Raw genomic sequence first — 26744 nt, 5'->3', positions numbered from 1 at the left:
CGCTTTTAGGTCAGCCACCAACGCTCGGCCATGCGGTAATTGTCCAGCGGCCATCTTGTGCCGGACGCGTCGGACATGGCCAGCGATGCCTCAACCCGGACCGCGAATTGGTGAACGATCTTCACGGCGTCGCCTGTTCCGGTCAATCCGGACGGGTCAATCTGGTCCGCCACATCGACATACCCGCCTTCCAGCGCCTGCGCGCGAACCCGTGCATCCGGAACCGACGTGAATTCAACAGTCTCGAACCAGCCGGATTTGCCATCCTTGTAATGTTCTTCGACCCGCACGCCCAGAAACTGGCGACCCGGCAGAAACTTTTTCACCCGGTAAAGCCCGGTTCCAACGCCGGCTTTCACCGCCGCTTCGGTTTCGTGCGCGGGGTAAATAACCAAGCTTGGGTCAGACAAGAGAAACGGGAAATCCGCGTTGCTGCGGGCAAGCACGATTCTGACACAGGCGGGCCCTGCCACCTGAATTTCCGTCACGTCCTGCAACAACCCATTCCGGCGATGGCGCTGAACAGAGGCGACAACATCAACGGCCCCGAACGGAATGCCATTGTGAAACACCGCATCTTCGCGCAGATCAAATATCCATTCGCGCGCGTCGGCACTGCCTGTCCAGCGCGTGGCCAGTTCACCGCGCAATGTGCCTTTGGCCGCAATTTCGGTCAGCGTATCAAATACAGCGCCCTGTGCCGCAGCCCGCATGAACAGGCCCGGATTCGGTTCGCCCCACATGTCGCCCCGGCTTGCACCCGAAAGGGCGGCACGCAAACGTCCACCCGGTTGCGGCCCGGTTCCGGCCGCCGACACCCCGGTTGCGGCCAGCAATGCGGCGGCTGCGCCCGAAGTGAAAAGCGCACGGCGATCAACGGTACTCATTCTTCGGCAATCCCGTCCATAACACGCACCAGTTCGGCGCTGATACCCGGCTCTGACAGCGCGTGCCCGGCATTGCGCACCATTTTCAAATCAGCAGCGGGCCAGCGTTCGGCAAGTGCCCACGCCGAATGCGGCGGGCAGATCATATCGTATCTGCCTTGCACGATATAGCCCGGAATATGGGCGATTCTGTCCATGTGCGCGAGAATTTGGCCATCAAACTCCAGAAAACCTGCGTTTATGAAATAGTGATTCTCCAATCGGGCAAACGCACGGGCGTAATCTCCGGGGCTTTCGCCTGCCGATCCCGACGAATGGATCGAGGCCAATGCGTTTTCCCAGGCGGACCATGCGCGCGCGAATTGCGTTTCCGTACCAAGATCGCCGGAAAACAGCCTTCGGTGGTAGGCTGTAATCATGTCGTCCTGCTCGGCTTTGGGGATAAGAGATGCGAAACGCGACCAGGTTTCCGGCCAGAATGCGCCCGCGCCACCGCCATAGAACCAGTCCAGTTCGCGCTGTGTCATCAGGAAAACACCGCGCAGTACAAGCTGTGCAACCCTTACGGGGTGGGTCTGGGCATAAATCAGGGCAAGGGTCGCGCCCCAGCTGCCACCAAATACGATCCATGACGTGATACCCAGATCCTCGCGGATCCGTTCGATATCGGCCACCAGATGCCATGTGGTGTTATCCTTGACCGATGCGTGCGGGCGCGACCGTCCACATCCGCGCTGATCGAAAAGAACAACACGATAGATTTTGGGATCGAAATACCGCCGCATGGCCGGGCTGCAGCCCCCGCCCGGACCGCCGTGCAGAACAACAACCGGAATGCCGTTCGGGTTGCCGCACTGTTCGACATAAATCAGATGGCCGTCGCCCATATCCATCATCCGCTGATCGAACGGGTCGATCGGCGGATACAGATATTGCACTGCGCGCTTTTGATCCAAGAATTTGTCCATTACTGACCTATATAACGCTCGTGACCCACAAGAGCATATGGAGACCAGAATGCAAGCGCCTCAGAGCACAGTTGATCCGGCCGAGATCGCCAAATTCGAAGCAATGGCGGCAGAGTGGTGGGACCCGAAAGGGAAATTCAAGCCGTTGCATATGCTTAATCCCTGCCGGCTGGACTATATTACATCCCAGATTGCGGGCGAGTTTGATCGCGATCTGAAAACGATCAGGCCGTTCAAAGGATTGCGTATTCTGGATATCGGTTGTGGCGGCGGGTTGTTATCGGAACCGATGGCGCGCCTTGGGGCCACGGTTGTGGGTGCAGATGCGGCCGAGCGCAATATTCCTGTGGCCCGTGTTCACGCCGAACAATCCGGTCTGGACATTGATTATCGTCACACAACAGCCGAAGCGATGGCCGCCGCGGGCGAGCAATTCGATGTCGTTCTGAATATGGAGGTTGTCGAACATGTGGAAGGACCGCTGGCATACCTGACCGCGTGCCAGACCCTTTTGAAACCGGGTGGATTGCACATCTGCTCCACCCTGAACCGCAATCCGAAATCATTCATGATGGCCATAATCGGCGCGGAACACGTCATGCGCTGGTTGCCGAAGGGTACGCATGAATGGTCAAAATTCATCACCCCAGATGAGCTTTTTGCTTTGCTCGAAAAATCCGGTGTCACGCCCGTGGATCGCAAGGGATTTGTTTTCAATCCAATCAGCTGGAGTTGGTCATTGTCTGATCGCGACTTAAGCGTGAACTACGTGACCGCCAGTATAAAACCGGCCTGAACAGGCTCTAACCCTCAAGTTTCGAGCGCATTTCCCGCAGGATGGGAACGGTCGCCTTGACCTTGTCGCTGCCAAGGGATCCAACCATTTCCTGAATAAGCGGCGTGATCGCCGACAGGGCCTGATCGCGCGCCCGGCGCCCTGCCGGGCTGATCGCAACCATTTTGCGGCGCGCATCATCCCAATCGGGGCGGATATGGATGTATCCGGCCCATTCCAGTTTGTTCAGCGTATTTGTCATTGCGCCGCGGGTAACGTGGAATTGGTCTGCCAGTTGCGCAGGGCTGCGTTCGTCGCTGATCCATGCCAGCGCATTCAGAACCGAGAAATGCGAAATTTCCATGCCCTTGGGCAACACGCGGCTTAGCCGGTTTCGCAACAACTGGTCAACGGTCAGGATTTCACTGACAAGAGTCACCGCAAGGGCATTGTTTTCTTCGGTCATTCTGGTCCGTCAAAGGGTCGGATATGGGTAAGCGACATAACGCGCTTACGTGCTTTTGCCACCTCTGACATATCAAAATCAACCATGTGCACGCCCGGTTCTGTCCCGGCATCCAGCAAAACCTCGCCCCACGGCGCGATTACCATCGAATGGCCGTGTGTTGTTCGCGACTTTCCAACAGTGGCTTTATGCGTGCCGGTTTGCGCCGGTGCCATCACAAAACACCCGTTTTCGATCGCGCGGGACCGCAAAAGTGATTCCCAGTGCGCCTTGCCGGTCACATGCGAAAACGCAGCCGGCACCGTCAGGATGTTGGCACCCGCCAACGCCAGTTTCTGATAAAGATGGGGAAACCGGATATCGTAACAGATCGTCATACCGATCGTCGCAAACGGCGTCTGTGCCAGAACGGCCCTTTCGCCCGGGCGATACCCATCTGATTCGCGATAGGTTTCTTCTGGTGTCACCTGAACGTCGAACATATGGATTTTGTCATATTGCGCCTGAATGCGGCCGTCGGGATCGATCAGGAAGGACCGGTTCGCAAACCGCCCGTCCGGATCATCTGTTTTCAGCCCAAGTGATCCGATCAACAGCCATATACCCAACGCACCAGCCTGTGATTGCAGCGCCGCCAGCGTCGGATCGTTCTGCTGCGAACACAAAACCGTCTGTTGGTGCGAACGACTGGCGGAAACGCAATTCGTGACTTCGGGTGTCAGTACAAACCGGGCGCCCTGCGCGGCGGCCTCTGCCACAAAGGCTTGCGTTTCAATCAGGTTTTCTGCCGGATCGTCGCTTGAGTTCAACTGGATAAGGCCCGCTTTCATGACACCGCCAACAACGCGTCCAGCTTGCCCGCCCGTTCCAGCGCATAAAGATCATCACATCCACCGACATGAATATCGCCGACAAAAATCTGCGGGACGGTGCGGCCACCCTGGGCGCGCTGCACCATTTCTGCGCGCCGCTCGGGATGGGCGCTTATGTTCACTTCACTAAAGTTTACGCCCTTTTGGGACAGCAGGCGTTTGGCGGCATGACAAAAGCCGCAGGTCGGCGATGTATAAATTTCGACTGGTTGCATGATCTGGCCTTTCAACTAATCCGTTGTCAGGCATTTAGGCATCCTTTGCAACGCGTGCCAGTGCCAACACACAAACGTCACCCGCACCGGCACGCTGGCACGCCTCGGTCGCGGCGGCAAAGGTTGCGCCCGATGTCATCACATCGTCAACCAGCACGATCTTGCGGTTCTTGATCAGGTTTTTACGCTTCGGATGGATACGGATCGCATTCTGCAACATCTCGAATCTCTGCTCTCTGCCCAATCCTTCCAAAGATTTGGTGGCCACCGTCCGCACCAACAAATCGGGGCAGACTTCCATGCCGGTTTCCCGCGCCAGTGCACGCGTTAGCAATGCAGACTGATTGTAACGCCGTTTCAGCAAACGCCGCCAATGTAACGGCACCGGCACCAACAGGGTGTCGTGATCAAAAATGTCCCGCCCTGCCGCAATCAGCCACAAAGCTGCAGGGCGCGCGATATCGGCGCGATCACCGTGCTTCAGCGCCAGAACCATTTTGCGCCCTGTGTCATTATACGCCAATGCCGCACGCCCTTTGCGCCATGGCCGGGCAATCACAAGGCAATCATCGCAATGCAGGGCGTCCTGGCCCTGCTCTCCCGCAAACGGCACGCCGCACGTGTCACAGATGGTGCCCCCGATAAAGGACGTATCGCGCCAGCACGACCCGCACAGCCCGAAATCACTCTCGACCATGGCGCCGCACCCTATGCAGCGCGGCGGATACAAAAGCTTCAGTGCCGTTTGAAACTTGCCATCCGCCATCCTAATATCCGCCCATGACCAAACATTCCCCCCTGAGTGATACAGACGCACTAAGGCGCAACAGGGCGCGTGCGAACCCTGATCTTTTGTACCTGCATCACGCTGCGGCCGAGGATGTTCAGGATCGGCTAAGTCTGGTTAACAAACGCTTTACGTCGGTGGCGATTGTCACGCCGTTTCCCGAAATCTGGAAAGACGCATGGCCAGATGCGCATTTCATTCCAGACACGGAAACACTGGCGTTGCAGGTTGGCGCGCATGATCTGGTGGTTCACGGGCTGTGTCTGCATTGGTCCAACGATCCGGTCGGGCAACTGATCCAGTGCCGGCGCGCGTTGAAACCCGACGGGTTGATGATCGCAACTTTGTTTGGTGGGCAAACCCTGAATGAATTGCGCGTCTGTCTGTCCGAAGCCGAAGTCGCGCTGACCGGGGGTTTGTCACCCCGGATCGCACCGATGGGTGAAATCCGTGACCTTGGCGCCCTGCTGCAAAGAGCAGATTTCGCATTACCGGTCGCAGATTCGACCCTGATAAAGGGCGATTATCCTTCAATGATCCACCTTATGCAGGAACTGCGGGGTATGGGTGAAGGCAATGCCCTGGCCGGTCGCACCCGCGCACCGACCCGTTCAAAGCTGTTTGATCACGCCAGCACGCTCTACGCCAGACATTACGGAAATCCGCAGGGCCGGATCCTTGCAACCTTTGAATTTGTCACGCTGACGGGTTGGGCGCCCGATGAATCGCAGCAAAAACCCCTGCGACCCGGCTCTGCCCGCCAGCGTCTGGCAGATGCCCTTGCGGTTCCGGAAATAAAACTACCTGATTGACCATCCGGGAAAACCAATTATCTCAGGCGGATTACGCCAGAACAGGAATATCAAATGTTGGACGCAACCCCTAAAGCAGTCTGCCCCGCACATGCGCCGTCAGATCACCCGAAACTGCCGCAGGAAAAGGTTGGGATCCTGATCGCCAATCTGGGAACGCCGGACAATTACGATTACTGGTCCATGCGGCGGTATCTGGGTGAATTTCTGTCAGACCAGCGTGTTATTGATTACAGCCCGTGGCTTTGGCAGCCGTTGCTGCAACTTGTGATTCTGACAAAGCGGCCCTTTTCAAGTGGCGCCGCCTATAAATCGATCTGGAACCACGAAGCTGGCGAAAGCCCCTTGATGACCATCACCAAACAGCAAACCGCCAAAATATCTTCGGCGATGAAGGCGCGGTTCGGGGATGATGTCATGGTCGATTTCTGCATGCGCTACGGTAACCCGTCGACAAAATCAAAAGTACGCGCAATGGTCGATGCCGGTTGCCGCAAGATATTGTTTTTCCCGCTTTATCCGCATTATGCGGGCGCCACATCGGCCACCGCAAATGATGCGTTTTTCCGCGCTTTGATGGAAGAAAAGTGGCAACCGGTCACGCGCACAGTTGAACCCTATTTCCAGCATCCGATGTATATCGAGGCGCTGGCCCAGTCCATTGAACGGGCCTACGATGAGGCAGACAAAAAACCGGACCTTCTTGTCTGTTCCTATCACGGTGTCCCAAAGCGTTATCTGACCGAAGGTGATCCCTATCACTGCCAGTGTCAGAAAACGACGCGCCTGCTGAAAGAGCGTCTGGGCTGGGATGACAGCGAGATTACCACAACCTTTCAATCCCGTTTCGGACCGGAAGAATGGCTTCAACCCTACTCGGTTGAGGAAGTGGCCCGTTTGGCGGAAGCCGGAAAAACAAACATCGCGGTTTGCGCCCCGGCCTTTTCGGCCGACTGCATCGAGACGCTGGAAGAGATAAACGAAGAGATCAAGGAAAGCTTTGAAGAGGCGGGCGGTAAAGACTTTACCTACATTCCCTGCCTGAACGATGATGATGCGCATATTGCAGCGCTGGAACAGATCATCCTTGAAAACACACGTGGCTGGCTGGACTAGTCCGGCACACCACCTGCGACCGAAACAATGCCGCACAAAAGAAAAAGGCGATGGAACCCCATCGCCTTTTCCCTTGTAAAACTGTCAGTACGTATCAGTCGGCTGCAACAGCGGCACCAACGATAACCAGCAGCAACAGTGGCAACCAAATGCCACCGGACGAACCGGTTGTTTCTTCAACGACCACAGGAGCTTCGATAACAGGCTCGGCGATTGTGCCGGCAAATGCAGTCGAAGCAGCAGCTGTCAGAGCAGCGGCGAGTACAAGTTTCTTCATATTAACCTCCAGAATTCGCGTGGCGGAAAAATACCGGCACGCACCCAAGACTTACCTCGTACTCTTGTCTAACCAGCAAACATGGCGGATTGCAAACTTAACTTACTGTTCCCGCGCTCTTAAAACCCAAAATGTCGTCAAATTAGCAACACTTGCGTGCCCACTTTCGCCATCGCGAACAGTTCGGCAATGTTTTCATTGTACAAGCCAATGCATCCATTGGACGATTGCCTGCCGATTTTGCGCGTATCGTGCGTTCCGTGAATACGGTAATATGTCCAGCTCAGATAAAGCGCGTGTGTTCCCAATGGGTTGTCCGGCCCTGGGCCGATATATTCGGGCCATTCAGGATTGCGCCGCAGCATCGACGGTGTCGGCCGCCAACTGGGTCCTTCGACCTTCTGTACAACCGAAGTCCTGCCGCGCCGGGTCAACTCTTCGCTTAACGGAACGCTGGACGGGTACAATTTATAGATCGATTGATCTTCGGACCAGTAATGCAGCGCTCGTGATGAAATATCGACCAGAATGGCCCCATTTCTGGTGTTGCTGAAATAGGGCTGCCAATCCAGCGTTCTGAAACTTGAAATATTGCGGCGTACGACCTCGGACAGATCGCGTTCAACTTCGTACGTACCATCGGAACTGGTTGATTGTGCGATCGCAGGCGTTGCAGCAAGGGCAGCAGTTCCGGCCAGAAAGGCGCGGCGCGTTGGCATGTCAAACGGCGTTTTCGTCATTGTAATTCTCCGGATTCGGACTCTGAGCAGTTGGTTTCATAATATGGCGAGAAAGACGCAGTCGCAAATCAAACCAAAGTTATTTGATATCAGACACGCGAAGTAGGTTTGTAAGATGCGTCATCTCGCGGTATTCGGGTGTAAACATAGTATATGGGAAGTCTCATGCGGATAATTGCACTGCTCTTTGCCGGTCTGGTCGCTTTGGCTGCGTGCGCCCCATCCGAGCCGCAGCTGGGTGCCGATGGTCAGCCTTTGCCGAAACTGTACCGAATCGGTAATCTGGATACGTCAAAAATCCAGTTTCGGGTGCTTGATTCTGTAAACGCCCTGCGGCAGGCGGCAGGTGCACCACCTGTTGCACTTGATTCCAAGCTGAACGCCGCGGCGGCCACCCATTCGCGCGATATGTCGGTGCAGAACCGTCCGTGGCATTTTGGATCTGACGGATCCTCGCCCATCGATCGCGTTCAAAGGGTCGGATATCCCGGGCGTTTGACCGGCGAAAACATTTCGGAAACCTATGAAACCGAAGTTCAGACACTGGCCGCCTGGATGGAACAACCCGATACCCGCGCCGTCATCCTGAACCCCGAGGCGCGGAACATGGGATTCTCGTGGTTTCAGGAATCAAACGGAAAGATCTGGTGGACAATGGTGATGGGAAGCTGATCCGGCCTTATGGTCGGATTGTAATCGGCGTTCCGTTTCGAACCATTGCGTAAATATCTTCTATTTCGCGATCCGTTACCGCAATGCAGCCCCATGTCCAATCATCCACGCCGTTGCGCCATTTCTTTGGACGCCCGTGAATGAAAATGTCACCACCCGGTGATTTGCCCAAGGCTTTGGCCGCGGCGATATCATCCTGATTGGGATAGGAAATTCCGATCGACAGATGGAACTTGCTGTTTGGGTTGCGCCGGTCGATCACATAGGTGCCTTCGGGCGTTCTGCCGTCGCCTTCGATCGATTTGTGGCCCGTCGGCGCAAAGCCAAGCGAAATCTGGTAGTCCTTCAACACCTCTTCATGGTGCAGCAGGTACATTTTCCGCGCTTCCTTGTTCACGACAACCGAGGTGACTTCCGGCCCGTCATATGTCTTGAATTTGCTGGCACACCCGGTCAGGCCCAGTGCAGCCAGAATGACCAATAGGAACTGTAAACTGCGCATTTCTTGCTCTTTATGTTTGCCTCATCCCGTTCCTACCCCGAGATGCTGTTTGCGCAAAGCACATTCGAACAGACGTAACGCAGCCGTTATTTCCGATCGAGCCGCCTTTCGATTTCGGCAAGTCTGGCCAGAACCTCGTCACGGTAGGCATCAGTACGCACGCCGTCTTCTTGGGCGTGTGCATCTTGCATTGAGTTCACGATCAGACCGACGAGAAGGTTCACAACGGCAAACGTGGTAACCATTATAAACGGCACAAAAAACACCCAGGCAAAGGGATAAACCTCCATCACGGGGCGCACGATGCCCATCGACCAGCTTTCAAGGGTCATGATCTGGAACAGCGTGTATCCCGATTGCCCCAAAGACCCGAACCATTGCGGGAAAGACGCCGCAAACAATTTGGTCGAAATAACCGCACCGATGTAGAAGATGATCGCCATAAGCAGGAAAACGCTGCCCATGCCCGGCAGAGCCAGAACAAAACCTTCGACAACACGGCGCAAACGTGGCGCAACGGAAATGACCCGCAAGACCCGCAGAATGCGCAGCGCCCGCAAAACCGACATGGATTGCGCCCCCGGCACAAGAGCCGCGCCGACAATTACGAAATCAAAAAGGTTCCAGCCGCTTTTGAAAAACCGGCCTCCATGCGCCACAAGCTTCAAACTGATTTCAATCACGAATATGGCAAGGCACGTCTGATCAAGCGCTAGAATCAACGGGCCGAAACGCGCCATGATAGGTGCCGAAGTTTCCATTCCCAACAGGATCGCATTGAAAATAATCACGGCGATCACGCCGTTTGTGACCATCGGGCTAGCCAGCCAGTCCGCGAGCCTGCTGCGAAAATCCATCATGTTCCCTTTTAAAGATTTCAAACCATATGGGTTCGCGTGAACGCTGCGGCAAGCTCTGTATGGGGTGACCAGCGGAACTGATCGACAACTTGCACCCAGACAAGCTGAAACCCTGATTTCGTCAAACAGGCGGCATCGCGCGCGAACGTACCCGGGTTGCACGATACATAGGCGATTTTTTGAACATCGCTTTTTGCCAACTGCTCCACCTGCGCTTCCGCTCCGGCGCGCGGCGGATCAAGAACAACGGCCTCAACATGCCTGAATTCATCAGGATAAAGCGGCCGCCGGAACAGATCGCGGGTTTCATGTGTGACTTTTTTCAATCCTGTCGCGCGGCGCCAACCCTGATCCAGCGCGGCCATCATTGCCGCTTCGCCTTCCACGCAATGAACTTCTGCCTGATCGGCAAGCGGGAGCGAAAACGTTCCGCATCCGGCAAAAAGATCCGTTATTTTACCTGCATCGCCAACAGCCGCACGAACAGCAGCAAGCAATGCTGCCTCTCCGTCAGCGGTGGCCTGCAAGAACGCACCGGGCGGCGGAACAACCTGTGCGTGGCCGAATGGCTGCACCGGGGGGGCCTGCATTGCGACCACCTCGTCATCCCAGCTCAGCCGCGCAACGCCGCGCCCCTCGGTCCAGGCGGCAAGCGCAATGCGCAGCGCCCCATCCAGATCCTTGCCGCCGGCAACGGCCACATCAAGGCCAGCTGACGATTGCGTCAGCGTAACCGAAAGATGCCCTTTGCGGCTGCCCCCGGCGCCTGCCAATCCACCCAAATCCGGTAGGATGGCAATAAGGTCAGGGTGCAAAAGTTTGCAGTCGGGCAACTCGACGATCACGTCTGATCCGCGTGCATGAAACCCTGTCAGCGAACCTTTCTTGGTACGCCGCACCGCCAGTGTGGCACGCCTGCGGCTTTGGGCGGGCGATGTGTGGATGGGAAGAAAATCAGTGTCTATTCCGTGCGAAAGCAGCAATTCCCTGACAAGGTCAGTCTTCCAGTTTGCAACAAACTCGTCAGAAGCATGCTGTAACTGGCACCCGCCACAGGTTTTGAAATGACGGCACGGGGGCGTTACGCGATCAGCGGATGGCGTCAGAATGCGCACATCTGTCACGCGCGCCCCTTCGGCCACCCCCGTCACCACCTCGCCTGGCAGCGTAAGAGGTACGTAAAACGGGCCATCGGCCACGCCATCGCCCTGATGGCCCAAACGCTTGATTGTGAACTGGTTCATTTAGGTCTGATACCCGTAGAACGCTTGTTGCAAAAGCACCTATTCCGCCGCCCGCGTTTCGATGAAGCCACCCGATTGCCTGCTCCAGAACTGCGCGTACAGACCATCACGCGCCAACAAGGCCTTGTGCGATCCGGATTCGACGATCTTGCCGTTGTCCAGAACGATGATCCGGTCCATTTCCGAAAGGGTCGACAGCCTGTGGGCGATGGCCAGAACCGTCTTGCCCTGCATCACACGACTAAGCGCCGATTGGATGGATGCCTCAACCTCGCTGTCCAGCGCGCTGGTCGCTTCGTCCAGAACCAGAATTGGTGCGTCCTTTAAAATGGCGCGCGCCAGGGCGATCCGCTGGCGTTGCCCACCGGACAGTTTCACGCCACGTTCGCCCAGATGGGCATCGTACCCGGTGCGCCCTTTGTGATCCTGAAGCTCCAGAATGAATTCGTGCGCCTCGGCTTGCTTGGCGGCAGCGATCAGCTCGTCTTGTGATGCATCCGGACGACCATAAGATATGTTTTCGCGCGCCGATCTGTTGAACATTGCCGTTTCTTGCGTGACCATTCCAATCTGTCGGCGCAGACTTTCTTGCGTCACCTTCGAAATGTCCTGTCCATCAATGCGGATACGGCCATTTTCCACGTCATAGAGCCGCATCAAGACCGAAACCAGCGTCGATTTTCCGGCACCGGACGCACCTACGATGCCCAGCTTTTCGCCGGGCCGTACGGCCAGGTTTATGTCATCGATGCCGCCCGTCCGACGGCCATAGGCAAATCCGACGTGATCAAACGCAACCTCTCCCTTGGTTACGATCAGGTCGGGTGTTTCATCGGAATCATCAATCCGGTTGCGCGGTGTCAGGGTGCGCATACCATCTTCGATTTCGCCCACATTGGAATAAATCGCCATAAGCGTAAAGCTGACCCAGCCTGTCATCTGGGCAATCCGGATCGAAACCGCCCCGGCGGCGACAATGTCGCCTTCTGTTGCCAGACCCGACCGCCACAACATCAAAACCCCGCCAATCATCAGCACGGGCAGAACACCTGCCAAGGTCATCAGGCAAAACCGGAAACCTGCTGATAGGTACCCGAACCGCAACGCCTTTTCGCGAAAATATTGCATCGCGCCCAGCGCCGCACGGTCTTCGTGGTCGGCATGTGCGAACAGTTTTACGGTCTTGATATTCGTAATCGTATCAACCACCTGGCCGGATACCATCGCACGTGCGCCCGCGCGACTGGCCGACAAGGTGCGAACCCGGGGCAAGAACCAGTTGATCATTGCAAAATAAAGGCCCAGCCAGATCACGAATGCTGCCGCGACACGCCAGTCGATCGCAAACAATAGCACGACAGATCCCAGCAGCGATGCCAGTGCAAAGGCAACCACATTGATCATTTCCGCTGCAACTTCGGTTACCGCACGCGCCGCCTGCATCTGTTTCTGGGCAATGCGCCCCGCAAAATCGTCATCAAAAAACCCGACACTCTGGCCCAGTGTCCAGCGATGCAACCGGGACAAAACAAGCGGATTCACATTGGGCTGAACGATAATTGCGTTGGCCGACGCGCTAAGCCCGAACAATAAGGGACGGGCAAGAATGAAAAACGCAATCGCCCCAATGATCATCCATGTGTTGGAACCGTCAAAGAAAGTGTCGGGTGTGCTTGAAACCGCGCTGTCTATAACCAAACCCAGAATCAGGGCGGTTCCGGCCTCAAGCGCGCCGGCGGCGGCGGACAAAAACGCTGCAAGCCACAGGGCAGGCCATGCTCCCGAAAGGCACCATCGAAAGAACGCGCCCAGCGTTTCGGGGGGCGCACCATCCGCCTCTTCAAACGCATCTATCATCGTCTCGATTTTCACTCGGCTGCCTCGACATTCAGAAACCCGCCGGATTGGCGTGCCCAGAATGATGAATATAGGCCGCCTTTTTCCAAAAGCGCGTCATGTGATCCTTCTTCGACAACGCGGCCCTGATCCAGCACCAGAATACGATCCATATGGGCAATTGTGGACAGCCGGTGCGCGATTGCGATCACCGTCTTGCCTTCCATCATTCCATACAACGTGCCCTGAATCGCGGCTTCCACCTCGCTGTCCAGCGCGCTGGTTGCTTCGTCCAGCAGCAGGATGGGCGCATCTTTCAGAATGACGCGCGCAAGTGTGATCCGTTGCCGTTGCCCACCAGAAAGCTTGACCCCTCTTTCGCCGACATGCGCATCATATCCGCTGCGCCCTTCCGGATCGGTCAGATCCAGAATGAAATCATGCGCTTCGGCTTGACGGGCCGCAGACAGCATTTCCTGTTCGGTCGCCTCGGGGCGCCCGTAAAGGATGTTGTCGCGCACTGACCGGTGCAGCAGCGAACTGTCTTGCTGCACCATTCCGATGTTCAAACGCAAACTGTCTTGCGTCACCTTTGTGATGTCCTGGCCATCAATCAGAATGCGACCGCTGTCAGGGTCGTAAAACCGCAATAAGAGCTTTACCAGTGTCGATTTTCCTGCCCCTGATCGCCCGATCAGGCCAATTTTTTCACCGGGTTCGATGGTCAGATCTATCCGGTCCAGTCCGCCTGCTTCGCGACCATAGTGATGACTTAGCGATTGCAGTTCGATCCTTCCGTTTGTCAGAACAAGCGGCTTTGCCCCGATCGTGTCTTTCAGGGCAATGGGTTGCGCAATGGTTTCCATGCCTTCCGCAACAACGCCAAGCTCTCGGAAAAACGATGTCAGCGCCCACATGATCCACGCCGTCATCGAATTCAGCCGCAAGGTCAGCGTGATTGCGGCGGCCACCACGCCCACACTTGCCTGTTCCTGAACCCACAACAGAACGCCCATGCCCACAACGCCAACGATCAACAGCCCGTTCAGCGTCACAAGTGCGATATCCATCTTGGTGAAGATCCGCATTTCCGCCTGAAACGTTCTGCGGCTTTCTTCGATTGCGTCCTGCGCAAAATTAAGTTCACGGCTGTGATGAGCGAACATCTTGACCGAATGGATGTTGGAATAGCTGTCCACCACCCGCCCGGTGATCGCCGAACGTGCATCCGACGCCGCCTTGGATGCGGGCCCGACGCGCGACACGGTCCAGCGGACCAAAGCAGCATAAAGCGCAAACCACAGCAGCAATGGCAGCAGCAACCGCACATCCGCAAACATCAACAAAACCGCCGCGCCGATCAGATAGGCCAGCGAAAACGATATCGCGTCAAACACCTGAAAAACCACTTCGCCGGCGGCAGGCGGGGTTTGCATGATCCGGTTTGCAATGCGACCTGCGAAATCGTTTTCGAACCAGCCAACAGATTGACGCAAAACATGTTTATGCGCGCGCCACCGGATCAGCGTTCCGAAATTGGGCAGAATCGTATTGTTCAGCAGCACCACATCAAGCGCTTGAAGAACTGGCCGCAGGAAAACGATGAACACGGCAACCAGGATCAATTCGGTGCCATAATTGTCCCACACTTTGGCCGGATCGCCCGACATCAAATCAACAACCCGGCCCATGTAATAGATCAGGCCGACTTCGATCGCGGCGACAACGATTGACATGAAGGCCGTGAATGCGAAAACGCGCCGGAATGGCTGCGCGTAATCCTTCAGAAACAGCCACAGCGTTTGCGGAGGGTGGTCCGTTTCAGTGTATTCTACATAAGGATCGACAAGATTTTCGAAAAATTTGAACATGGCGGCAATCCGACAGGGAACAGGGTAGCATAAAGACGACTGCAAGAAGGCGCGGCCGTCCCGACGGAGCGGTGAATTCAGCTAAAGCCGTACCAGATCCCGCAATACATACCGTAGTCCTCCACGTCGCCATGTGTGAATTTTCCGGAAGGTATCGCAGTTCTTCGGGGCTGTCACCCCTTGGCGGTCCTCAATAACTACCGCTCAGCAGCGCATCACGCGTCAATGTAAACCCGGACCGGATCCACGCCGATTGAAGGGTCTCCAGTTTTTTTCCCAGTGCTTTCCCGGTGTATTCCGGCATGAGGTCTGCGGCTTTGACTGGAAAAACCTGCTGCGAACCAACTTTTGCGGACAGAAGGGTGGATTCGTCAAATTCAGTCTCAAACAAGGCGTTTCTGAGCAAGATCGCATCTATGGCCTGCTGCTCTCCCAGCCGGTAACCAAGCTCTGTTGCGCTGGCAGTTGACGCTGCGCTTTCGCGCAACAGCATTATCGCGCGCGCATCAGATTTGCTTAACCGCAGGTCGTCCGCGGGCGTTGCCGCACTTAGCGCCGCCAATCGCCGCAACGCATCCGGTTGCTGCCTTGCGCAGTTTTCAATGTGGATCAGCGGGGCCAGCGCCCGATCCTGTGCGCCGCTCAGAATGCGGACCAGAATGCCCATCTGGTTCATGGTGGCAATGGCTGGCGCGGGGTCCGGCGCGCTAAGCAATTTCAGCATTTCCTTGCCAATTCGTTCTTTCGACAGCCGATCCAGCCCGTCAAGATGCCCGGCAATCGCGGCCAGCGCGTCCGGATCAAACCCGTTTTCCGGTTCAGCGTACCAGGCCGAAAACCGAAAAAAACGCAGAATGCGCAAATAATCTTCTTCAATGCGCTGCGCAGGGTCTTCGATAAATCGCACGCGGCGCGCCCTCAGATCATCCATCCCGCCCAAAGGATCGACCACCTTGCCTTGCGGCGTCGCGTATAAGGCGTTCATTGTGAAATCGCGGCGGCGCGCATCATCTTTCAGGTCTTTGGAAAACCTGACGGTGGCCTTGCGCCCGTCCGTTTCAATATCCTTGCGAAAGGTTGTGATTTCGTAGGGCCGCCCCCCGGAGAGGACCGTGATTGTGCCGTGGTCTATTCCGGTCGGGATCGCCTTTAATCCGGCCGCCACAGCCAATTCAATTGTATCTTCGGGAATTGCGTCGGTTGCGATGTCAATGTCGCTGACGTTGACGCCCAACAGGGCATCACGAACGCATCCGCCAACAAACAACGCCTGTGCCCCGGCATCTGTCAGCGCGCGGCAAACGGCCTGTGTTTGATCACACGCGATCCATTCCGCCCTGAGCACTGTCATTTTGCCATCCGTTCTGCCAATCCACGCAATATGCGTGCCGTAGCACCCCAGATATAATAGGGCCCGTAGGGAACCACATAATAGTGGCGACGGCGCCCCTGCCACAGGCGCGATTGTATCAGATAATTGCCCGGTTCCATCACATGTTCCAGCGGCACAAAGAACACTTCGTCAACTTCGCCCACTTCTGCAACAGGCGTAAAACAATCTCTGACAAGGCCCAAAACGGGTGTAACCTGAAAACCGGTGACTGTTTCGTGGTCGGGCAATGTACCAATGATCCTGACGGAATCAGACGTCAGACCAATTTCTTCACGCGCCTCGCGCAGGGCCGCAGCCACGACATCCGCGTCTGCCTGATCCTGTTTGCCGCCCGCAAATGCGATCTGGCCCGGGTGATGTTTCAGCGCCGATGATCGCTTGGTCAGGACAACGTTCCATCGATCCGCCCCTTGCACCAACGCGACCAATACGCCGGCCGGCCTTAGAACACGCCTCTTTGGCAATTCGAAATCCTTATTCAGGTCAAAATCAGAAGAACTGGCCCCCGTTCGGGCCAGTGCATCTGTTAACTGCTGAACAAGATTATCCATCGTCTGGCTGATCGGCCTCAAACCCCAGCGTTGCAGGGTCCAGATCATAATGCGCACTGCAAAACTGGCAATCCGCGGTCACACGGCCATCTTCTGTTGTCATCTTTTCGATATCCTTGGCCGAGTAGATCGACAGACTTTGCCGCACGCGATCCTCGGAACAGGTACATCCGAACCGAACCGCCTGCGTATCAAACACGCGCGGCGCTTCTTCGTGAAACAGCCGGACCAACAGATCGGTCGGCGGCAATGCCGGCCCGATCAGTTCAATGTCTTCGACTGTATCCAGCAACAGGTTGACCCGGTTCCAGTTCTCGCCCTCTTCACCATCAATGATGTCATCAGCTGTCAAAACCTCGCCAGTGCCTTCACCGCGCGCGACAAAAGGCGAAGCTTTTGGCATGTGCTGCAACATGATCCCGCCGGCGCGCCAGTGCTCTGGCACGTCTATTTCGGTCGATTTCCCGAAACTCAGCGAAAACCGTGTCGGAATTTGTTCGGACTGCGCGAAATAGCTTTGCGCACACTCTGTCAAAGACTGCCCCGTCAAAGGCGTAATGCCCTGATAGGGTGTCATATCGTTGCCCTGATCGATCATGATCGCGAAATAACCTTCGCCGACCTGATCAAACGGGGCTGAATCGGTCAGACGGTCTGCATCATAGCTGGCATATGCACGGATGCGAGCAGGCGCGCCCTCTTCCGTCGGACCATAGTAATCGGTGGCAATCATGCGCACTGGTCCGTTGGATTGCACCTGCAACTGCAACTTCCAGCGCAATTTGATCGTTTGTCCGATCAGCGAAGTCAAAAGCGCCATTTCCGCGACCAGCGCCTCTACCTTTTCGGGATAGTCGTGCTGTTTCAGGATACCGCCCAAGACGCCATCCAGACGGGCCACGCGGCCGCGGATATCAGAATTATCAAGTTGAAATGGCAGAACAGTGTCGTCCCACACGAGTTTTGATCCGAGTGTCATGGGGTTTCCTTAAACGCCAGAGGTTGGCATACCGCGTCTATATAGGCGCGGCAAGTCAGGTAAAAAGGGGCATCTGCAGTGACAATACGAAGGTTCGGGGATACGCCGGTTGCCGGGCAAACTTATACGCGCCGCGCAGGTGCCTATGCAATTCTGCCTCTCGGACACTCAATTTTGCTGACTTGCCAGATGTCACCCGCCCCTGATATCCAGCTTCCCGGCGGTGGAATTGATGCCGGCGAATCCCCCATAGCTGCCCTTCACCGCGAGGTTTTCGAAGAAACCGGCTGGACCATCGCAGCACCGCGACGTGTCGGTGCATTCCGCCGTTTTGTGTTCATGCCGGAATACGATTTATGGGCCGAAAAGCTGTGCATGATCTACACGGCGCGCCCTGTGCGACGTGTCGGGCCTCCTGCGGAAAAAGACCATCATCCCCTGTGGCTTCCGCCCGCTGACGCGGCAGAGGTTCTGGGCAATGATGGCGACAGGCATTTTGTAAAACGGTTTTTCACTTAGCTGTCGTGCCGAATTCAAAAAGTATTGCGGAAACATCATCGGGAAAGGCACGGCCCCCGGCATAGTCCGTCAGGGTCCAGACCAGCGCTTCCAGCAGGGCGGGGCCTTTTGTAGATGCGAGGTTCTGTATCATTTTCTCCAACCCCGCTTCGCCCAAATGGGTGCCTGCCGGGTTCGGACATTCCGTAACCCCGTCCGACAGAATCAAAAGGCGATCCCCCTGTTTCAGATGCAGGGAATACTGCGAAAACTCTGCTTCCGGCAGCAATCCTACCGGAAACCCGCCCGGTCCGGTCTGTTCGATTTTGCCGCTGGCCCGCTGAACGATCGGGTGGGGATGCCCCGCCCGCCCGACTTCCACGACCCCACTGGTCAGATCGATATGCGCAAGCAGCAGCGTAAAGTAATGCTCTGTGTCCATTTCATTCAGGACCAGACTGTTAAGGTTCTGCATTACCTCTGCTGTGGGTCGCGCGACTATTTTTCCGCCTGCACCAACGCCAAGCGCAATGTTCTGTTCGGGCAATGCAGACGAAAGATATCCGGCAAGCCGCGCCGTCATCAAAGCAGAACTTATCCCGTGGCCTGAAACGTCTATCGCAAACAGTCCCAAATGGCTTTCGCCAGCCGGATAGAACCCGACAAGATCACCGCCCACATGCCCGCACGAGCGCAGCAACAAGGATAATTCAGCGGCTTCAAACGTCTTATATCTGTCTCTAACAAGTGATTGTTGCAGTTTCTTGGCTTCCACCAGATCGCGATCAAGAGAGTCATAGAGCGTTTGCAATTCGCTGAGCGTATCGGAAATCAGCCGGTTTTTTCCCTTAAGCTCCCGCTCCATCCGCAGAATACGATCTCCCGCGGCAATACGGGCCCTTAACTCGTGCGAATTGACGGGCTTGGTCAAGAAATCATCGGCACCAGCGTCCAACCCGCGCGCCACTTCGTTCTTTTCACTTTTTGACGTCAGCAGAATGAAATACCCGTACCGGTCCGTGGGCAAACTGCGGAAAGCCCTGCAAAACTCCAGCCCGTCCATACCCGGCATCATCCAGTCGCTGATAACCAGATCGGGAACGTAGCTTTTGCACAGGTTCAATGCGTCATGGCCGGATTCTGCCTCGGCCACGTCAAACCCCCATTTTTTCAGCGCGCCGGACACGATTTTGCGTTGCAGCCTGCTGTCATCAACCACAAGAACGCGCTGAACAGCACTGCCTGCCGGGTCTGCGCCCTGTATTTCTGTCGAATAAGAAGCCAGCATTGTTCCTGCACCAAAGACCACGTTTCAAGGAATCCAAGGCCGGACTAAACCGCGCTGTTTAACAATTGCTAAACCCTAAAATTCGACCCGGTTTTGCCGGTATTAGTCATGTTCGGTTAAAGGCTTGGCTGCCATTCTTTTGTCAAAGATGGAAAAGGTGTCACATGATTGACTGGACCCGCCTCAAGGATCTTCGCGACGAGGTTGGCGCAGAAGAGTTTGAGGATATCGTTGCCCTTTTTCTGGACGAGGTAGACGATGCGGACGAAAAGCTGCGGTCTGCCCCCGACACCGCCACGCTGGAAGATGATCTTCATTTTCTCAAAGGCAGCGCGCTTACTCTTGGGTTTCGCGATCTGTCAGACTTATGCCAGACAGGCGAAACCGAAGCCTCGCAAGGGCGCGCGGACACTGTCGATGTCGCTGCAATCCTGAACAGCTATCAGAATTCCAAACATGTCTTTCTATCGGATCGGGCCGCGCATATGACGTATTAGATCACGAACTGCGCCAGAGTTTCGTCATTCGTGATGTCAGTATAGGTAAATCCGGCGGCATCCAGTTTTGCGCAGAATGCTTTAAAGTTCGCAGCATCGCTTGTTTCGATCCCGATCAGAACCGACCCGAAATTTCGCGCGGATTTTTTCAGATACTCGAACCGCGCAATATCATCGTCCGGACCAAGCAGGTTCAGAAATTCCTTGAGAGCGCCCGGCCTTTGCGGCAGCCGCAGAATAAAGTATTTCTTGACGCCAGAGTAACGCAAGGCGCGCTCTTTCACCTCTGGCAGGCGTTCGAAATCGAAATTCCCACCTGATGTGACACAGACAACGGTCTTGCCCCTGATCTGGTCCGCAACATCCACCAACGCTTCGACAGACAGCGCGCCGGCGGGTTCCAGCACGATGCCTTCGACATTCAGCATTTCAATAATCGTCGCGCAAATACGATCTTCAGAAATGGTAATCGCGCGGGATGCGGCGATGGAGTTGAGCCGCGCAAAAGTGCGCTGGCCAATCTTGGCCACTGCCGCACCATCCACAAAGCTGTTGATGGGCGAAACATCCACCGGCTGCCCTGCTTCCAGCGCACGTTTCAAACTGGGGGCGCCTGACGGTTCGACAAAGGTGTAACTGATGCTGTCACCAAAGTAGCTGTATGTGCCCGCTGACAAACCACCACCACCGACAGGCAGGATGATATGGTCCGGGGCCTTCCCCAGCTCTTCCTCGATTTCGACGGCGACCGATGCCTGGCCTTCGATGACGTCTTCATCGTCGAACGGCGACAAGAAATGCGCGCCCTGTTCCGCACAAAACGCCTGCGCCGAAGCAAGCGTATCGTCAAAATAGTCACCCACCAGCCGGATTTTGACGTTGTCACCGCCGAACATCCGCGTTTTTTGGATTTTTTGCTGGGGTGTCGTGACCGGCATGAAAATCACCCCCTGCACGTCGAAATGACGGCACATATAGGCAACCCCCTGCGCATGATTGCCGGCGCTGGCGCAGACAAATTGCGCCTGCCCCGCAAGCTTGCGCATGGCATTGAATGCGCCGCGCAGCTTGTACGACCGCACCGGGCTCAGATCTTCGCGTTTCAGAAAGACATCTGCTTCAAACCGGTCAGACAGATGCACGTTGCGCTGCAACGGCGTTGCCGGAAAGACATCTCTCATGGCTTGCGTTGCAGCGCGGGCCGCTGCCTGAAATTGGGTCATTCTCTTAGGACAGTTCGCGTTTTTCGATGAAGTAGCCATAGAACGTTGTGAACAGGCTGATACCGAACATCGTGATGAACCATTGTGCCGCCACCATATATATGATCCCCAGCATCAAGCTGATCGACGCCAGAATGGCACCGGGCAGAACCAGAAGAATCAAACCGCCGATCATGCACAATATGATCACGAATATGGTTCCGGTGGTTCCTTCGGTCGCCTTCCAGGCAGCAGACATGGTTAGCGGTTCGCCCACGGCGGCAGACGGCAGTATCGCGCACAGACGATAGAACAGAAACACCGCGAAAATTGATCCGACCGACAGGATCGCCGCCGCCAACGGCCCCTGAAGCCCGATTGCAATCGGAAGAGATGCCACAATAATTACGGCAACCATCGCCAGACCGATCAGGATCGAACGCCCGAAATAGGCGGCCATGCGCCCTCCGTTCCAGTTTGGCAGAAACCCGTCCGGTTCTTCTTCCAGCAGGATGTACCGGTGCCAGGCCACCGCGATCCAAAGGCTGGTGATGACCGAAACGATTGTACCGATAAACTGAATGCCCGCGCCCTCTGTGTTGGGCACGCCGTCTTCCATCGTTCCAAACCCGGAAACCTGCGCCCAAACCTGAAACGCTGCCGAGATGATGTACAAAAGCGCGGATATTCGGAGCGCGACGCCTAAATTCGCCCAAACCAGACGCACGGAATGCGTGAATATTTGCCAGCCCATTTTGTTTCCAATCTTTGCTTTGAACACCTGTTTAAGCAGTAGACAGCCAACAATGCGGCGTCAACGCGCGTTGCCAATCTTGCCCCGACTATGAAAACCCGATATCGCCCGATCAATCCCGTGTGAAGGAACCAAAAATGCAAGCCCCAAAGAAAGTTGTTCTCGCCTATTCCGGCGGCCTTGATACATCAATCATCCTGAAGTGGTTACAGACCGAATACGGCTGTGAGGTGATCACGTTTACCGCAGACCTTGGGCAAGGCGAAGAACTGGAACCGGCGCGCAAGAAAGCCGAGATGATGGGCGCCTCTTCGATCCATATCGAAGATCTGCGCGAGGAATTCGTTCGTGACTTTGTATTCCCGATGTTTCGCGCAAATGCCCTTTATGAGGGTCTGTATTTGTTGGGAACGTCCATCGCGCGCCCGCTGATTTCCAAGCGTCTTGTTGAAATTGCAGCCGCCGAAGGTGCGGATGCGGTTGCGCACGGGGCCACAGGAAAAGGCAACGATCAGGTGCGGTTCGAACTGGCCGCCTATGCGCTGAACCCCGATATCAAGGTCATCGCGCCCTGGCGTGAATGGGATCTGACCAGCCGCACACGGTTGATTGATTTTGCGGAAAAAAACCAGATACCAATTGCCAAGGACAAACGCGGCGAAGCACCGTTCTCCGTCGACGCAAATCTTTTGCACACCTCGTCCGAAGGCAAGGTTCTGGAAGATCCGGCGGATGAGGCCCCCGATTACGTGTACCAGCGCACGGTCAACCCCGAAGACGCGCCCGACACACCCGAATATATCGAAATCGGGTTTTTGCGCGGTGATGCAGTATCGATCAATGGCACAGCCATGTCGCCGGCGGAAATTCTGACCACGTTGAACGAAATTGGCGGCAAACACGGCTGTGGCCGGCTTGATCTTGTCGAAGGTCGCTTTGTCGGTATGAAATCCCGCGGCATCTATGAAACACCAGGCGGAACATTACTGCTTGAGGCGCATCGCGGAATTGAATCCATCACGCTTGATCGTGGGCAGGCGCATCTCAAGGACGAGCTGATGCCGAAATACGCCGAGCTGATCTATAATGGCTTCTGGTTCAGCCCCGAACGCGAAATGCTGCAAGCCCTGATCGACAAATCACAAGAACATGTAACGGGAACCGTGCGCCTCAAGCTTTACAAAGGGCTGGCCCGCACTGTCGGGCGCTGGTCTGATTATTCGCTATATTCCGAAGCACATGTGACATTCGAAGATGATGCAGGCGCTTATGATCAAAAGGATGCCGCAGGCTTTATCCAGCTCAACGCACTTCGGTTAAAGCTGATCGCGGCGCGCGATCGCCGACTGAAGTAACGCTGTTCAGGCCAATTTGAGCTTGGCAAGTTTTTGATAACTCGGCAGCGCAAGTTCTGCCAGCGCGGCGTATTCAGGCTCTAACAGGGGGATTCCGTCTTCTGCCCTGGCAAACCCGGTGCTGTTGTGCACCGCCCCGTACCAGTGTTTTGACCAGACGCCATCCTGCACATGGCCCCCAACGGGCCAGTGCAACATGCTGGCATCCCAGTTCAGGCCCAAAGCGGCACACAATAGTTTCAACATATGCTCGGGATCGGCGCGGATATCGGCAGAATCAATTACAATTGACGTCTGGCCCAGCGCCCTGACCTCTTCCAACAGGTCCGCCTGCTGCAGAAACCCAAGATCGTCCAGCGAAGGCCCTTCGCGTTTCTTGGCATAGCTTGCAACCACATAGGCAGGATGGCGGATCAGAAACACATTTCTGACCTTGGAAATCCAGTCGCGCGGCATCCCTTCGACCATATGATGGGTCATATGTTTTTGATAGAAATGCAGCTTGTTCTCGGGGATCGGGCCAATCAAGGACTGTGCCACTTTCTTGGGATCTGTCGGATGCCCGGCTAAAATTTCGGCACGCATCGGATGATCCGCCCCGGTGCGCGCCAGAAACGGGGCATAGAACGGTTCATCCACGATGTGAAAATCCGCGCGTGCACCAAAACTGTACATCATCGCCGTCGAAAGGTTGCGCGGCCCCGACCACATGGCAATCCGCATTATGCGCATTCCCTGGCAATCAGCGCCTTGTACAGATCGCGCAGTTTTTCGGTCATTGGCCCCATCTCACCTGACCCGATCTGGCGCCCGTCAATCTCGCCCACCGGGGTTTGCGCACCGAACGTGCCGGTCAAAAAAGCCTCGTCCGCGCCATAGGTGTCGACCAGCGAAAAATTCCGCTCGAAAACGGGGATATCGTTGGCGACACACAGATCGATAACCTTCTGGCGCGTAATCCCGTTCATGCAGTAATCGCCCGTGCTGGTCCAAACCGCGCCATTCCTGACGATAAAGAAATTGCAGGCGTTCGTCGTGTTCACAAATCCATGCACATCCAGCATCAACGCCTCGTCGGCCCCTGCCTTTTCCGCCGCGATGCAGGCCAGAATACAGTTCAGTTTGGAATGCGAATTCAGTTTCGGATCCTGTGTCATCGGCAGGCCACGCAAATGCGGAACCGTCGCCAACCGGATCGGGCGCGGTATCCTGGGCTTTGAATGTTCCATGATGATAACCATCGTCGGGCCGGACCGGCTAAGCGAAGGATGCTGAAACGGCCGGGTTTTCACGCCCCGTGTGACCATCAGCCTTGCATGCGCATCTGTTGTGAATCCGTTGGCTTGCTGTGTCTCTAACAAAGCGGAAACCACGCCTTTCCGGCTTAGCCCGATATCAAGATCAATCGCTTTTGCAGCTTCGAACAAGCGGTCGATATGGGCATCCATAAATGCCCAGCGCCCGTTATACAGGCGCAACCCCTCCCACACGCCGTCGCCCAACATAAAGCCGCTGTCATAAACGCTGACCGTCGCTTCGGATTTTGGCCGCAAGGCGCCGTTTACATAAATCAGGATGTCCTCGTTACGGGTGTCTTCCTGGGCTTGGTGGGTCGTTACATGCTCGGTCATTTCAGCCTCCTGTTGCGCGGACGCTAGGCAAGCCACACAGCGCTGCCAAGAGGTAAATTCCTGTCACCTCACTGTGAAAAGCCGTTTCAGCCCGTTGTCACAACCGTAAACGCAAGACACGATAAGCATAACGATGGAGGGTTTCACATGTCTGTCCTGCAAAATGCAAAGATTGCCGTTCTTGGTATTCTGATCGTGATCGGCTTTGCCGCGTCCCATTCAAAGGCACATGCTTCGGGTCAGGAAATACTTACAGTCGCCGGCGGGTGTTTCTGGTGCGTCGAAGCCGATTTTGAAGGCGTCGATGGTGTTAAGGAGGTTGTATCCGGCTATACCGGCGGAAATGTGGAAAACCCGACCTATAAACAGGTCACGCGCGGCGGAACCGGTCACTATGAAGCGGTCCAGATCACTTTCGACCCGAAAATCGTCACCCGAGACGCATTGCTGGCCAAGTTTTTCCGCTCAATCGACCCGACAGATTCCGGAGGGCAGTTCTGCGATCGCGGCGAAAGCTATCGTTCAGCCGTGTTTTATTACAACGCCAGCCAGCAATCCGCCGCAGAACAGGAAAAGGCGCGCGCTGAAAAAGCGTTGGGTCAAACGGTTGTAACGCCACTTCTCCCGGCATCACGGTTTTATCTGGCCGCGGATTACCATCAGGACTACTACAAGGGATCAAGCCTTGTACTGACCCGGTTTGGCCCGAAATCACAATCCAGCGCATACAAGGCGTATCGCAAGGCCTGCGGGCGCGATGAGCGCGTCAAAGAATTGTGGGGATCACAAGCGCCGTTTGTAAACAGCTAAATCGCGCTTTTCGCTTCTTGCACGTCTTTCAGATCAGGGATGACATCCGCCGTCCCTTCCCGCGTTACCATTAACGCTGCAGCAACGCTTGCCGTTTCTATCGCTTGCGCGATGGGCTTGCCCCGATCCACACCGGCGATAACGTAACCGGTAAACGTGTCACCCGCACCGGTCGTATCGACAGGTGTGACGTGAAACGCCGGAAAATGTCTGGTTTTGCCTTTAACAGTGTCGATCCAACGACATCCATCCGCGCCAAGCGTGACAATCACGTGGCGCACCGGCAGTTGATCCGGCGCAACGCCCAGTGCGGTTTCCAGCTGCTCCGCCTCAACCGCATTCAGAAACAGAAACTCGATAAACGGCAAAACAGCCTGAACCGCCGCAGTTTCAAAAGGTGCGGCGGCATAGGCCACCCGAAGCCCCAGACGTGCGCCCATTTCAGCGGCGTGGGTTTGGCCATTGGTTTCATTCTGCAAGACCAGAAAATCGCCCATATCCGCACCCGAAAGCGCAGTTCCGATCTGATCCTTGGTGATGGAATGATTTGCACCGGCAAACAGTACAATCTGGCTTTCCCCATCCGGCGCAACACAGATATTGGCATGTCCGGTCGGCAGATCACTGACTGCGATATGCGTCACGTCAACACCGTATTCCAGCAATCGGGTCTGGGCCCAGCGCCCGTCCTGTCCTACGGCACCGATGTGAAACACCCGCGCCGCCGCTCGCGCAGCGGCCACGGACATATTAGTTCCCTTGCCGCCCAGTCCGCGGGTCAGCCGGCTTGCGGCCAGCGTTTCGCCAGCGACCGGGATACGGGGAACGCTGTAAAAATTGTCAGCGTTGATTGATCCCAGATTGTAAATCGCCAACTCAACCTCCC

General features: G+C 55.8%; 30 protein-coding genes. 8 read left to right on the top strand and 22 right to left on the bottom strand.

The window, feature by feature from the left end; translation table 11 throughout:
- Positions 1 to 5: 5 nt before the first annotated feature.
- Both OLX72_RS06880 and pip read right to left on the bottom strand, forming a co-directional pair.
- Positions 6 to 887 (bottom strand): ABC transporter substrate-binding protein, encoded by an 882-nt coding sequence (locus tag OLX72_RS06880; protein ID WP_114871880.1) that lies wholly within the window; start codon positions 885 to 887, stop codon positions 6 to 8.
- A complete protein-coding gene (gene pip / locus OLX72_RS06875; RefSeq protein ID WP_114871881.1) occupies positions 884 to 1855 on the bottom strand; it encodes a prolyl aminopeptidase in 972 nt (323 codons plus the stop codon). Before pip ends, OLX72_RS06880 begins: the two co-directional genes overlap by 4 nt.
- A gap of 49 nt (positions 1856 to 1904) precedes the next feature.
- On the opposite strand from pip, the gene ubiG reads away from it, so the two are divergent.
- A complete protein-coding gene (gene ubiG / locus OLX72_RS06870) occupies positions 1905 to 2651 on the top strand; it encodes a bifunctional 2-polyprenyl-6-hydroxyphenol methylase/3-demethylubiquinol 3-O-methyltransferase UbiG (protein WP_114871882.1) in 747 nt (248 codons plus the stop codon).
- A 7-nt stretch (positions 2652 to 2658) separates the two neighbouring features.
- On the opposite strand, the gene OLX72_RS06865 is transcribed toward ubiG, so the two are convergent.
- The 4 genes from OLX72_RS06865 to OLX72_RS06850 are packed head-to-tail and all read right to left on the bottom strand — an operon-like array spanning position 2659 to position 4949.
- On the bottom strand, positions 2659 to 3096 hold the full coding sequence (locus OLX72_RS06865; RefSeq protein ID WP_114871883.1) for a MarR family winged helix-turn-helix transcriptional regulator: 438 nt from the start codon (positions 3094 to 3096) through the stop codon (positions 2659 to 2661).
- Positions 3093 to 3926 (bottom strand): carbon-nitrogen hydrolase family protein, encoded by an 834-nt coding sequence (locus OLX72_RS06860; RefSeq protein ID WP_114871884.1) that lies wholly within the window; start codon positions 3924 to 3926, stop codon positions 3093 to 3095. Before OLX72_RS06860 ends, OLX72_RS06865 begins: the two co-directional genes overlap by 4 nt.
- Positions 3923 to 4183, bottom strand: coding sequence for a glutaredoxin 3 (grxC, locus tag OLX72_RS06855; protein WP_114872488.1), 261 nt, complete (start codon positions 4181 to 4183; stop codon positions 3923 to 3925). Before grxC ends, OLX72_RS06860 begins: the two co-directional genes overlap by 4 nt.
- Before the next feature lie 34 nt (positions 4184 to 4217).
- Entirely contained in the window at positions 4218 to 4949 is a 732-nt protein-coding gene (locus tag OLX72_RS06850) for a ComF family protein (protein WP_114871885.1), read from the bottom strand.
- Between the two features lie 14 nt (positions 4950 to 4963).
- Between OLX72_RS06850 and OLX72_RS06845 the strand changes: the two genes are divergently transcribed.
- Both OLX72_RS06845 and hemH read left to right on the top strand, forming a co-directional pair.
- Positions 4964 to 5782, top strand: coding sequence for a methyltransferase domain-containing protein (locus tag OLX72_RS06845; protein ID WP_114871886.1), 819 nt, complete (start codon positions 4964 to 4966; stop codon positions 5780 to 5782).
- 54 nt (positions 5783 to 5836) lie between these two features.
- Positions 5837 to 6898: a ferrochelatase gene (gene hemH, locus OLX72_RS06840; protein ID WP_114871887.1), complete on the top strand. Its 1062-nt coding sequence runs from the start codon at positions 5837 to 5839 to the stop codon at positions 6896 to 6898.
- Positions 6899 to 6992: 94 nt separating this feature from the next.
- Here the strand turns inward: hemH and OLX72_RS06835 are convergent, their stop codons facing one another.
- Positions 6993 to 7175: a hypothetical protein gene (locus OLX72_RS06835; RefSeq protein ID WP_114871888.1), complete on the bottom strand. Its 183-nt coding sequence runs from the start codon at positions 7173 to 7175 to the stop codon at positions 6993 to 6995.
- A 137-nt stretch (positions 7176 to 7312) separates the two neighbouring features.
- A complete protein-coding gene (locus tag OLX72_RS06830) occupies positions 7313 to 7915 on the bottom strand; it encodes a L,D-transpeptidase (protein WP_433990107.1) in 603 nt (200 codons plus the stop codon).
- 165 nt (positions 7916 to 8080) lie between these two features.
- On the opposite strand from OLX72_RS06830, the gene OLX72_RS06825 reads away from it, so the two are divergent.
- Positions 8081 to 8587, top strand: a complete 507-nt coding sequence (locus OLX72_RS06825; RefSeq protein WP_114871890.1) for a CAP domain-containing protein — start codon at positions 8081 to 8083, stop codon at positions 8585 to 8587.
- 7 nt (positions 8588 to 8594) lie between these two features.
- On the opposite strand, the gene OLX72_RS06820 is transcribed toward OLX72_RS06825, so the two are convergent.
- The 8 genes from OLX72_RS06820 to OLX72_RS06785 all read right to left on the bottom strand — a co-directional run bounded on the left by OLX72_RS06820 (position 8595) and on the right by OLX72_RS06785 (position 17823).
- The gene (locus OLX72_RS06820; RefSeq protein ID WP_114871891.1) at positions 8595 to 9089 is read right to left on the bottom strand and encodes a L,D-transpeptidase family protein; all 495 of its coding nucleotides are present in this window, start codon (positions 9087 to 9089) and stop codon (positions 8595 to 8597) included.
- Between the two features lie 86 nt (positions 9090 to 9175).
- The gene (locus OLX72_RS06815; protein WP_433990106.1) at positions 9176 to 9949 is read right to left on the bottom strand and encodes an ion transporter; all 774 of its coding nucleotides are present in this window, start codon (positions 9947 to 9949) and stop codon (positions 9176 to 9178) included.
- 17 nt (positions 9950 to 9966) lie between these two features.
- On the bottom strand, positions 9967 to 11193 hold the full coding sequence (locus OLX72_RS06810; protein ID WP_114871892.1) for a class I SAM-dependent RNA methyltransferase: 1227 nt from the start codon (positions 11191 to 11193) through the stop codon (positions 9967 to 9969).
- Positions 11194 to 11232: 39 nt separating this feature from the next.
- A complete protein-coding gene (locus tag OLX72_RS06805) occupies positions 11233 to 13065 on the bottom strand; it encodes an ABC transporter ATP-binding protein (RefSeq protein ID WP_205389006.1) in 1833 nt (610 codons plus the stop codon).
- Complete coding sequence (locus tag OLX72_RS06800) at positions 13062 to 14900, bottom strand: ABC transporter ATP-binding protein (RefSeq protein ID WP_433990105.1); 1839 nt, start codon at positions 14898 to 14900, stop codon at positions 13062 to 13064. Before OLX72_RS06800 ends, OLX72_RS06805 begins: the two co-directional genes overlap by 4 nt.
- A 190-nt stretch (positions 14901 to 15090) precedes the next feature.
- The gene (locus tag OLX72_RS06795) at positions 15091 to 16251 is read right to left on the bottom strand and encodes a CCA tRNA nucleotidyltransferase (RefSeq protein ID WP_433990104.1); all 1161 of its coding nucleotides are present in this window, start codon (positions 16249 to 16251) and stop codon (positions 15091 to 15093) included.
- Positions 16248 to 16844, bottom strand: a complete 597-nt coding sequence (locus tag OLX72_RS06790; protein ID WP_114871895.1) for a CoA pyrophosphatase — start codon at positions 16842 to 16844, stop codon at positions 16248 to 16250. The genes OLX72_RS06795 and OLX72_RS06790 overlap by 4 nt, the downstream gene beginning before the upstream one ends.
- The gene (locus tag OLX72_RS06785; RefSeq protein WP_114871896.1) at positions 16837 to 17823 is read right to left on the bottom strand and encodes an Hsp33 family molecular chaperone HslO; all 987 of its coding nucleotides are present in this window, start codon (positions 17821 to 17823) and stop codon (positions 16837 to 16839) included. The genes OLX72_RS06790 and OLX72_RS06785 overlap by 8 nt, the downstream gene beginning before the upstream one ends.
- Before the next feature lie 84 nt (positions 17824 to 17907).
- On the opposite strand from OLX72_RS06785, the gene OLX72_RS06780 reads away from it, so the two are divergent.
- On the top strand, positions 17908 to 18342 hold the full coding sequence (locus OLX72_RS06780; protein ID WP_114872491.1) for an NUDIX hydrolase: 435 nt from the start codon (positions 17908 to 17910) through the stop codon (positions 18340 to 18342).
- On the opposite strand, the gene OLX72_RS06775 is transcribed toward OLX72_RS06780, so the two are convergent.
- Complete coding sequence (locus tag OLX72_RS06775; RefSeq protein WP_433990103.1) at positions 18335 to 19609, bottom strand: PP2C family protein-serine/threonine phosphatase; 1275 nt, start codon at positions 19607 to 19609, stop codon at positions 18335 to 18337. The genes OLX72_RS06780 and OLX72_RS06775 overlap by 8 nt on opposite strands.
- 164 nt (positions 19610 to 19773) lie before the next feature.
- Here OLX72_RS06775 and OLX72_RS06770 point away from each other — a divergent pair, with 164 nt between their 5' ends.
- Positions 19774 to 20106 (top strand): Hpt domain-containing protein, encoded by a 333-nt coding sequence (locus tag OLX72_RS06770; RefSeq protein WP_433990102.1) that lies wholly within the window; start codon positions 19774 to 19776, stop codon positions 20104 to 20106.
- Here the strand turns inward: OLX72_RS06770 and ilvA are convergent.
- Both ilvA and OLX72_RS06760 read right to left on the bottom strand, forming a co-directional pair.
- Positions 20103 to 21329, bottom strand: a complete 1227-nt coding sequence (gene ilvA, locus OLX72_RS06765) for a threonine ammonia-lyase IlvA (RefSeq protein ID WP_114871899.1) — start codon at positions 21327 to 21329, stop codon at positions 20103 to 20105. The genes OLX72_RS06770 and ilvA overlap by 4 nt on opposite strands.
- Before the next feature lie 4 nt (positions 21330 to 21333).
- Positions 21334 to 22062 carry a hypothetical protein gene (locus OLX72_RS06760; RefSeq protein WP_433990101.1) on the bottom strand — a complete coding sequence of 243 codons (729 nt, stop codon included), beginning with the start codon at positions 22060 to 22062 and terminating at the stop codon, positions 21334 to 21336.
- Between the two features lie 137 nt (positions 22063 to 22199).
- On the opposite strand from OLX72_RS06760, the gene OLX72_RS06755 reads away from it, so the two are divergent.
- Positions 22200 to 23417 carry an argininosuccinate synthase gene (locus OLX72_RS06755; RefSeq protein ID WP_114871901.1) on the top strand — a complete coding sequence of 406 codons (1218 nt, stop codon included), beginning with the start codon at positions 22200 to 22202 and terminating at the stop codon, positions 23415 to 23417.
- A gap of 6 nt (positions 23418 to 23423) precedes the next feature.
- On the opposite strand, the gene OLX72_RS06750 is transcribed toward OLX72_RS06755, so the two are convergent.
- Together OLX72_RS06750 and OLX72_RS06745 are read right to left on the bottom strand one after the other, a co-directional pair.
- Positions 23424 to 24140, bottom strand: a complete 717-nt coding sequence (locus OLX72_RS06750; protein ID WP_433990100.1) for an HAD family hydrolase — start codon at positions 24138 to 24140, stop codon at positions 23424 to 23426.
- The gene (locus OLX72_RS06745; protein ID WP_114871903.1) at positions 24140 to 25048 is read right to left on the bottom strand and encodes a D-amino acid aminotransferase; all 909 of its coding nucleotides are present in this window, start codon (positions 25046 to 25048) and stop codon (positions 24140 to 24142) included. Before OLX72_RS06745 ends, OLX72_RS06750 begins: the two co-directional genes overlap by 1 nt.
- 147 nt (positions 25049 to 25195) lie before the next feature.
- Here OLX72_RS06745 and msrA point away from each other — a divergent pair, with 147 nt between their 5' ends.
- A complete protein-coding gene (gene msrA, locus OLX72_RS06740; protein WP_433990099.1) occupies positions 25196 to 25858 on the top strand; it encodes a peptide-methionine (S)-S-oxide reductase MsrA in 663 nt (220 codons plus the stop codon).
- On the opposite strand, the gene OLX72_RS06735 is transcribed toward msrA, so the two are convergent.
- Positions 25855 to 26733 carry a ribokinase gene (locus OLX72_RS06735; RefSeq protein ID WP_433990098.1) on the bottom strand — a complete coding sequence of 293 codons (879 nt, stop codon included), beginning with the start codon at positions 26731 to 26733 and terminating at the stop codon, positions 25855 to 25857. The two genes, msrA and OLX72_RS06735, sit on opposite strands and share 4 nt — an antisense overlap.
- Positions 26734 to 26744: the final 11 nt, after the last annotated feature.

This window comes from Sulfitobacter sp. TBRI5, assembly GCF_051013555.1.
In the GTDB taxonomy this organism is placed as follows: Bacteria; Pseudomonadota; Alphaproteobacteria; order Rhodobacterales; family Rhodobacteraceae; genus JL08.
Note: the sequence above shows the minus strand (reverse complement) of the source record. Positions and strands in the feature narration are given on the sequence as shown.

What these genes read in the sequence shown, in the direction of transcription:
- OLX72_RS06880 (WP_114871880.1), bottom strand. Translation starts at nt 887, where the DNA reads ATGAGTACCGTTGATCGCCGTGCGCTTTTCACTTCGGGCGCAGCCGCC.
- pip (WP_114871881.1), bottom strand. Translation starts at nt 1,855, where the DNA reads ATGGACAAATTCTTGGATCAAAAGCGCGCAGTGCAATATCTGTATCCG.
- ubiG (WP_114871882.1), top strand. Translation starts at nt 1,905, where the DNA reads ATGCAAGCGCCTCAGAGCACAGTTGATCCGGCCGAGATCGCCAAATTC.
- OLX72_RS06865 (WP_114871883.1), bottom strand. Translation starts at nt 3,096, where the DNA reads ATGACCGAAGAAAACAATGCCCTTGCGGTGACTCTTGTCAGTGAAATC.
- OLX72_RS06860 (WP_114871884.1), bottom strand. Translation starts at nt 3,926, where the DNA reads ATGAAAGCGGGCCTTATCCAGTTGAACTCAAGCGACGATCCGGCAGAA.
- grxC (WP_114872488.1), bottom strand. Translation starts at nt 4,183, where the DNA reads ATGCAACCAGTCGAAATTTATACATCGCCGACCTGCGGCTTTTGTCAT.
- OLX72_RS06850 (WP_114871885.1), bottom strand. Translation starts at nt 4,949, where the DNA reads ATGGCGGATGGCAAGTTTCAAACGGCACTGAAGCTTTTGTATCCGCCG.
- OLX72_RS06845 (WP_114871886.1), top strand. Translation starts at nt 4,964, where the DNA reads ATGACCAAACATTCCCCCCTGAGTGATACAGACGCACTAAGGCGCAAC.
- hemH (WP_114871887.1), top strand. Translation starts at nt 5,837, where the DNA reads ATGTTGGACGCAACCCCTAAAGCAGTCTGCCCCGCACATGCGCCGTCA.
- OLX72_RS06835 (WP_114871888.1), bottom strand. Translation starts at nt 7,175, where the DNA reads ATGAAGAAACTTGTACTCGCCGCTGCTCTGACAGCTGCTGCTTCGACT.
- OLX72_RS06830 (WP_433990107.1), bottom strand. Translation starts at nt 7,915, where the DNA reads ATGACGAAAACGCCGTTTGACATGCCAACGCGCCGCGCCTTTCTGGCC.
- OLX72_RS06825 (WP_114871890.1), top strand. Translation starts at nt 8,081, where the DNA reads ATGCGGATAATTGCACTGCTCTTTGCCGGTCTGGTCGCTTTGGCTGCG.
- OLX72_RS06820 (WP_114871891.1), bottom strand. Translation starts at nt 9,089, where the DNA reads ATGCGCAGTTTACAGTTCCTATTGGTCATTCTGGCTGCACTGGGCCTG.
- OLX72_RS06815 (WP_433990106.1), bottom strand. Translation starts at nt 9,949, where the DNA reads ATGATGGATTTTCGCAGCAGGCTCGCGGACTGGCTGGCTAGCCCGATG.
- OLX72_RS06810 (WP_114871892.1), bottom strand. Translation starts at nt 11,193, where the DNA reads ATGAACCAGTTCACAATCAAGCGTTTGGGCCATCAGGGCGATGGCGTG.
- OLX72_RS06800 (WP_433990105.1), bottom strand. Translation starts at nt 14,900, where the DNA reads ATGTTCAAATTTTTCGAAAATCTTGTCGATCCTTATGTAGAATACACT.
- OLX72_RS06795 (WP_433990104.1), bottom strand. Translation starts at nt 16,251, where the DNA reads ATGACAGTGCTCAGGGCGGAATGGATCGCGTGTGATCAAACACAGGCC.
- OLX72_RS06790 (WP_114871895.1), bottom strand. Translation starts at nt 16,844, where the DNA reads ATGGATAATCTTGTTCAGCAGTTAACAGATGCACTGGCCCGAACGGGG.
- OLX72_RS06785 (WP_114871896.1), bottom strand. Translation starts at nt 17,823, where the DNA reads ATGACACTCGGATCAAAACTCGTGTGGGACGACACTGTTCTGCCATTT.
- OLX72_RS06775 (WP_433990103.1), bottom strand. Translation starts at nt 19,609, where the DNA reads ATGCTGGCTTCTTATTCGACAGAAATACAGGGCGCAGACCCGGCAGGC.
- OLX72_RS06770 (WP_433990102.1), top strand. Translation starts at nt 19,774, where the DNA reads ATGATTGACTGGACCCGCCTCAAGGATCTTCGCGACGAGGTTGGCGCA.
- ilvA (WP_114871899.1), bottom strand. Translation starts at nt 21,329, where the DNA reads ATGACCCAATTTCAGGCAGCGGCCCGCGCTGCAACGCAAGCCATGAGA.
- OLX72_RS06760 (WP_433990101.1), bottom strand. Translation starts at nt 22,062, where the DNA reads ATGGGCTGGCAAATATTCACGCATTCCGTGCGTCTGGTTTGGGCGAAT.
- OLX72_RS06755 (WP_114871901.1), top strand. Translation starts at nt 22,200, where the DNA reads ATGCAAGCCCCAAAGAAAGTTGTTCTCGCCTATTCCGGCGGCCTTGAT.
- OLX72_RS06750 (WP_433990100.1), bottom strand. Translation starts at nt 24,140, where the DNA reads ATGCGGATTGCCATGTGGTCGGGGCCGCGCAACCTTTCGACGGCGATG.
- OLX72_RS06745 (WP_114871903.1), bottom strand. Translation starts at nt 25,048, where the DNA reads ATGACCGAGCATGTAACGACCCACCAAGCCCAGGAAGACACCCGTAAC.
- msrA (WP_433990099.1), top strand. Translation starts at nt 25,196, where the DNA reads ATGTCTGTCCTGCAAAATGCAAAGATTGCCGTTCTTGGTATTCTGATC.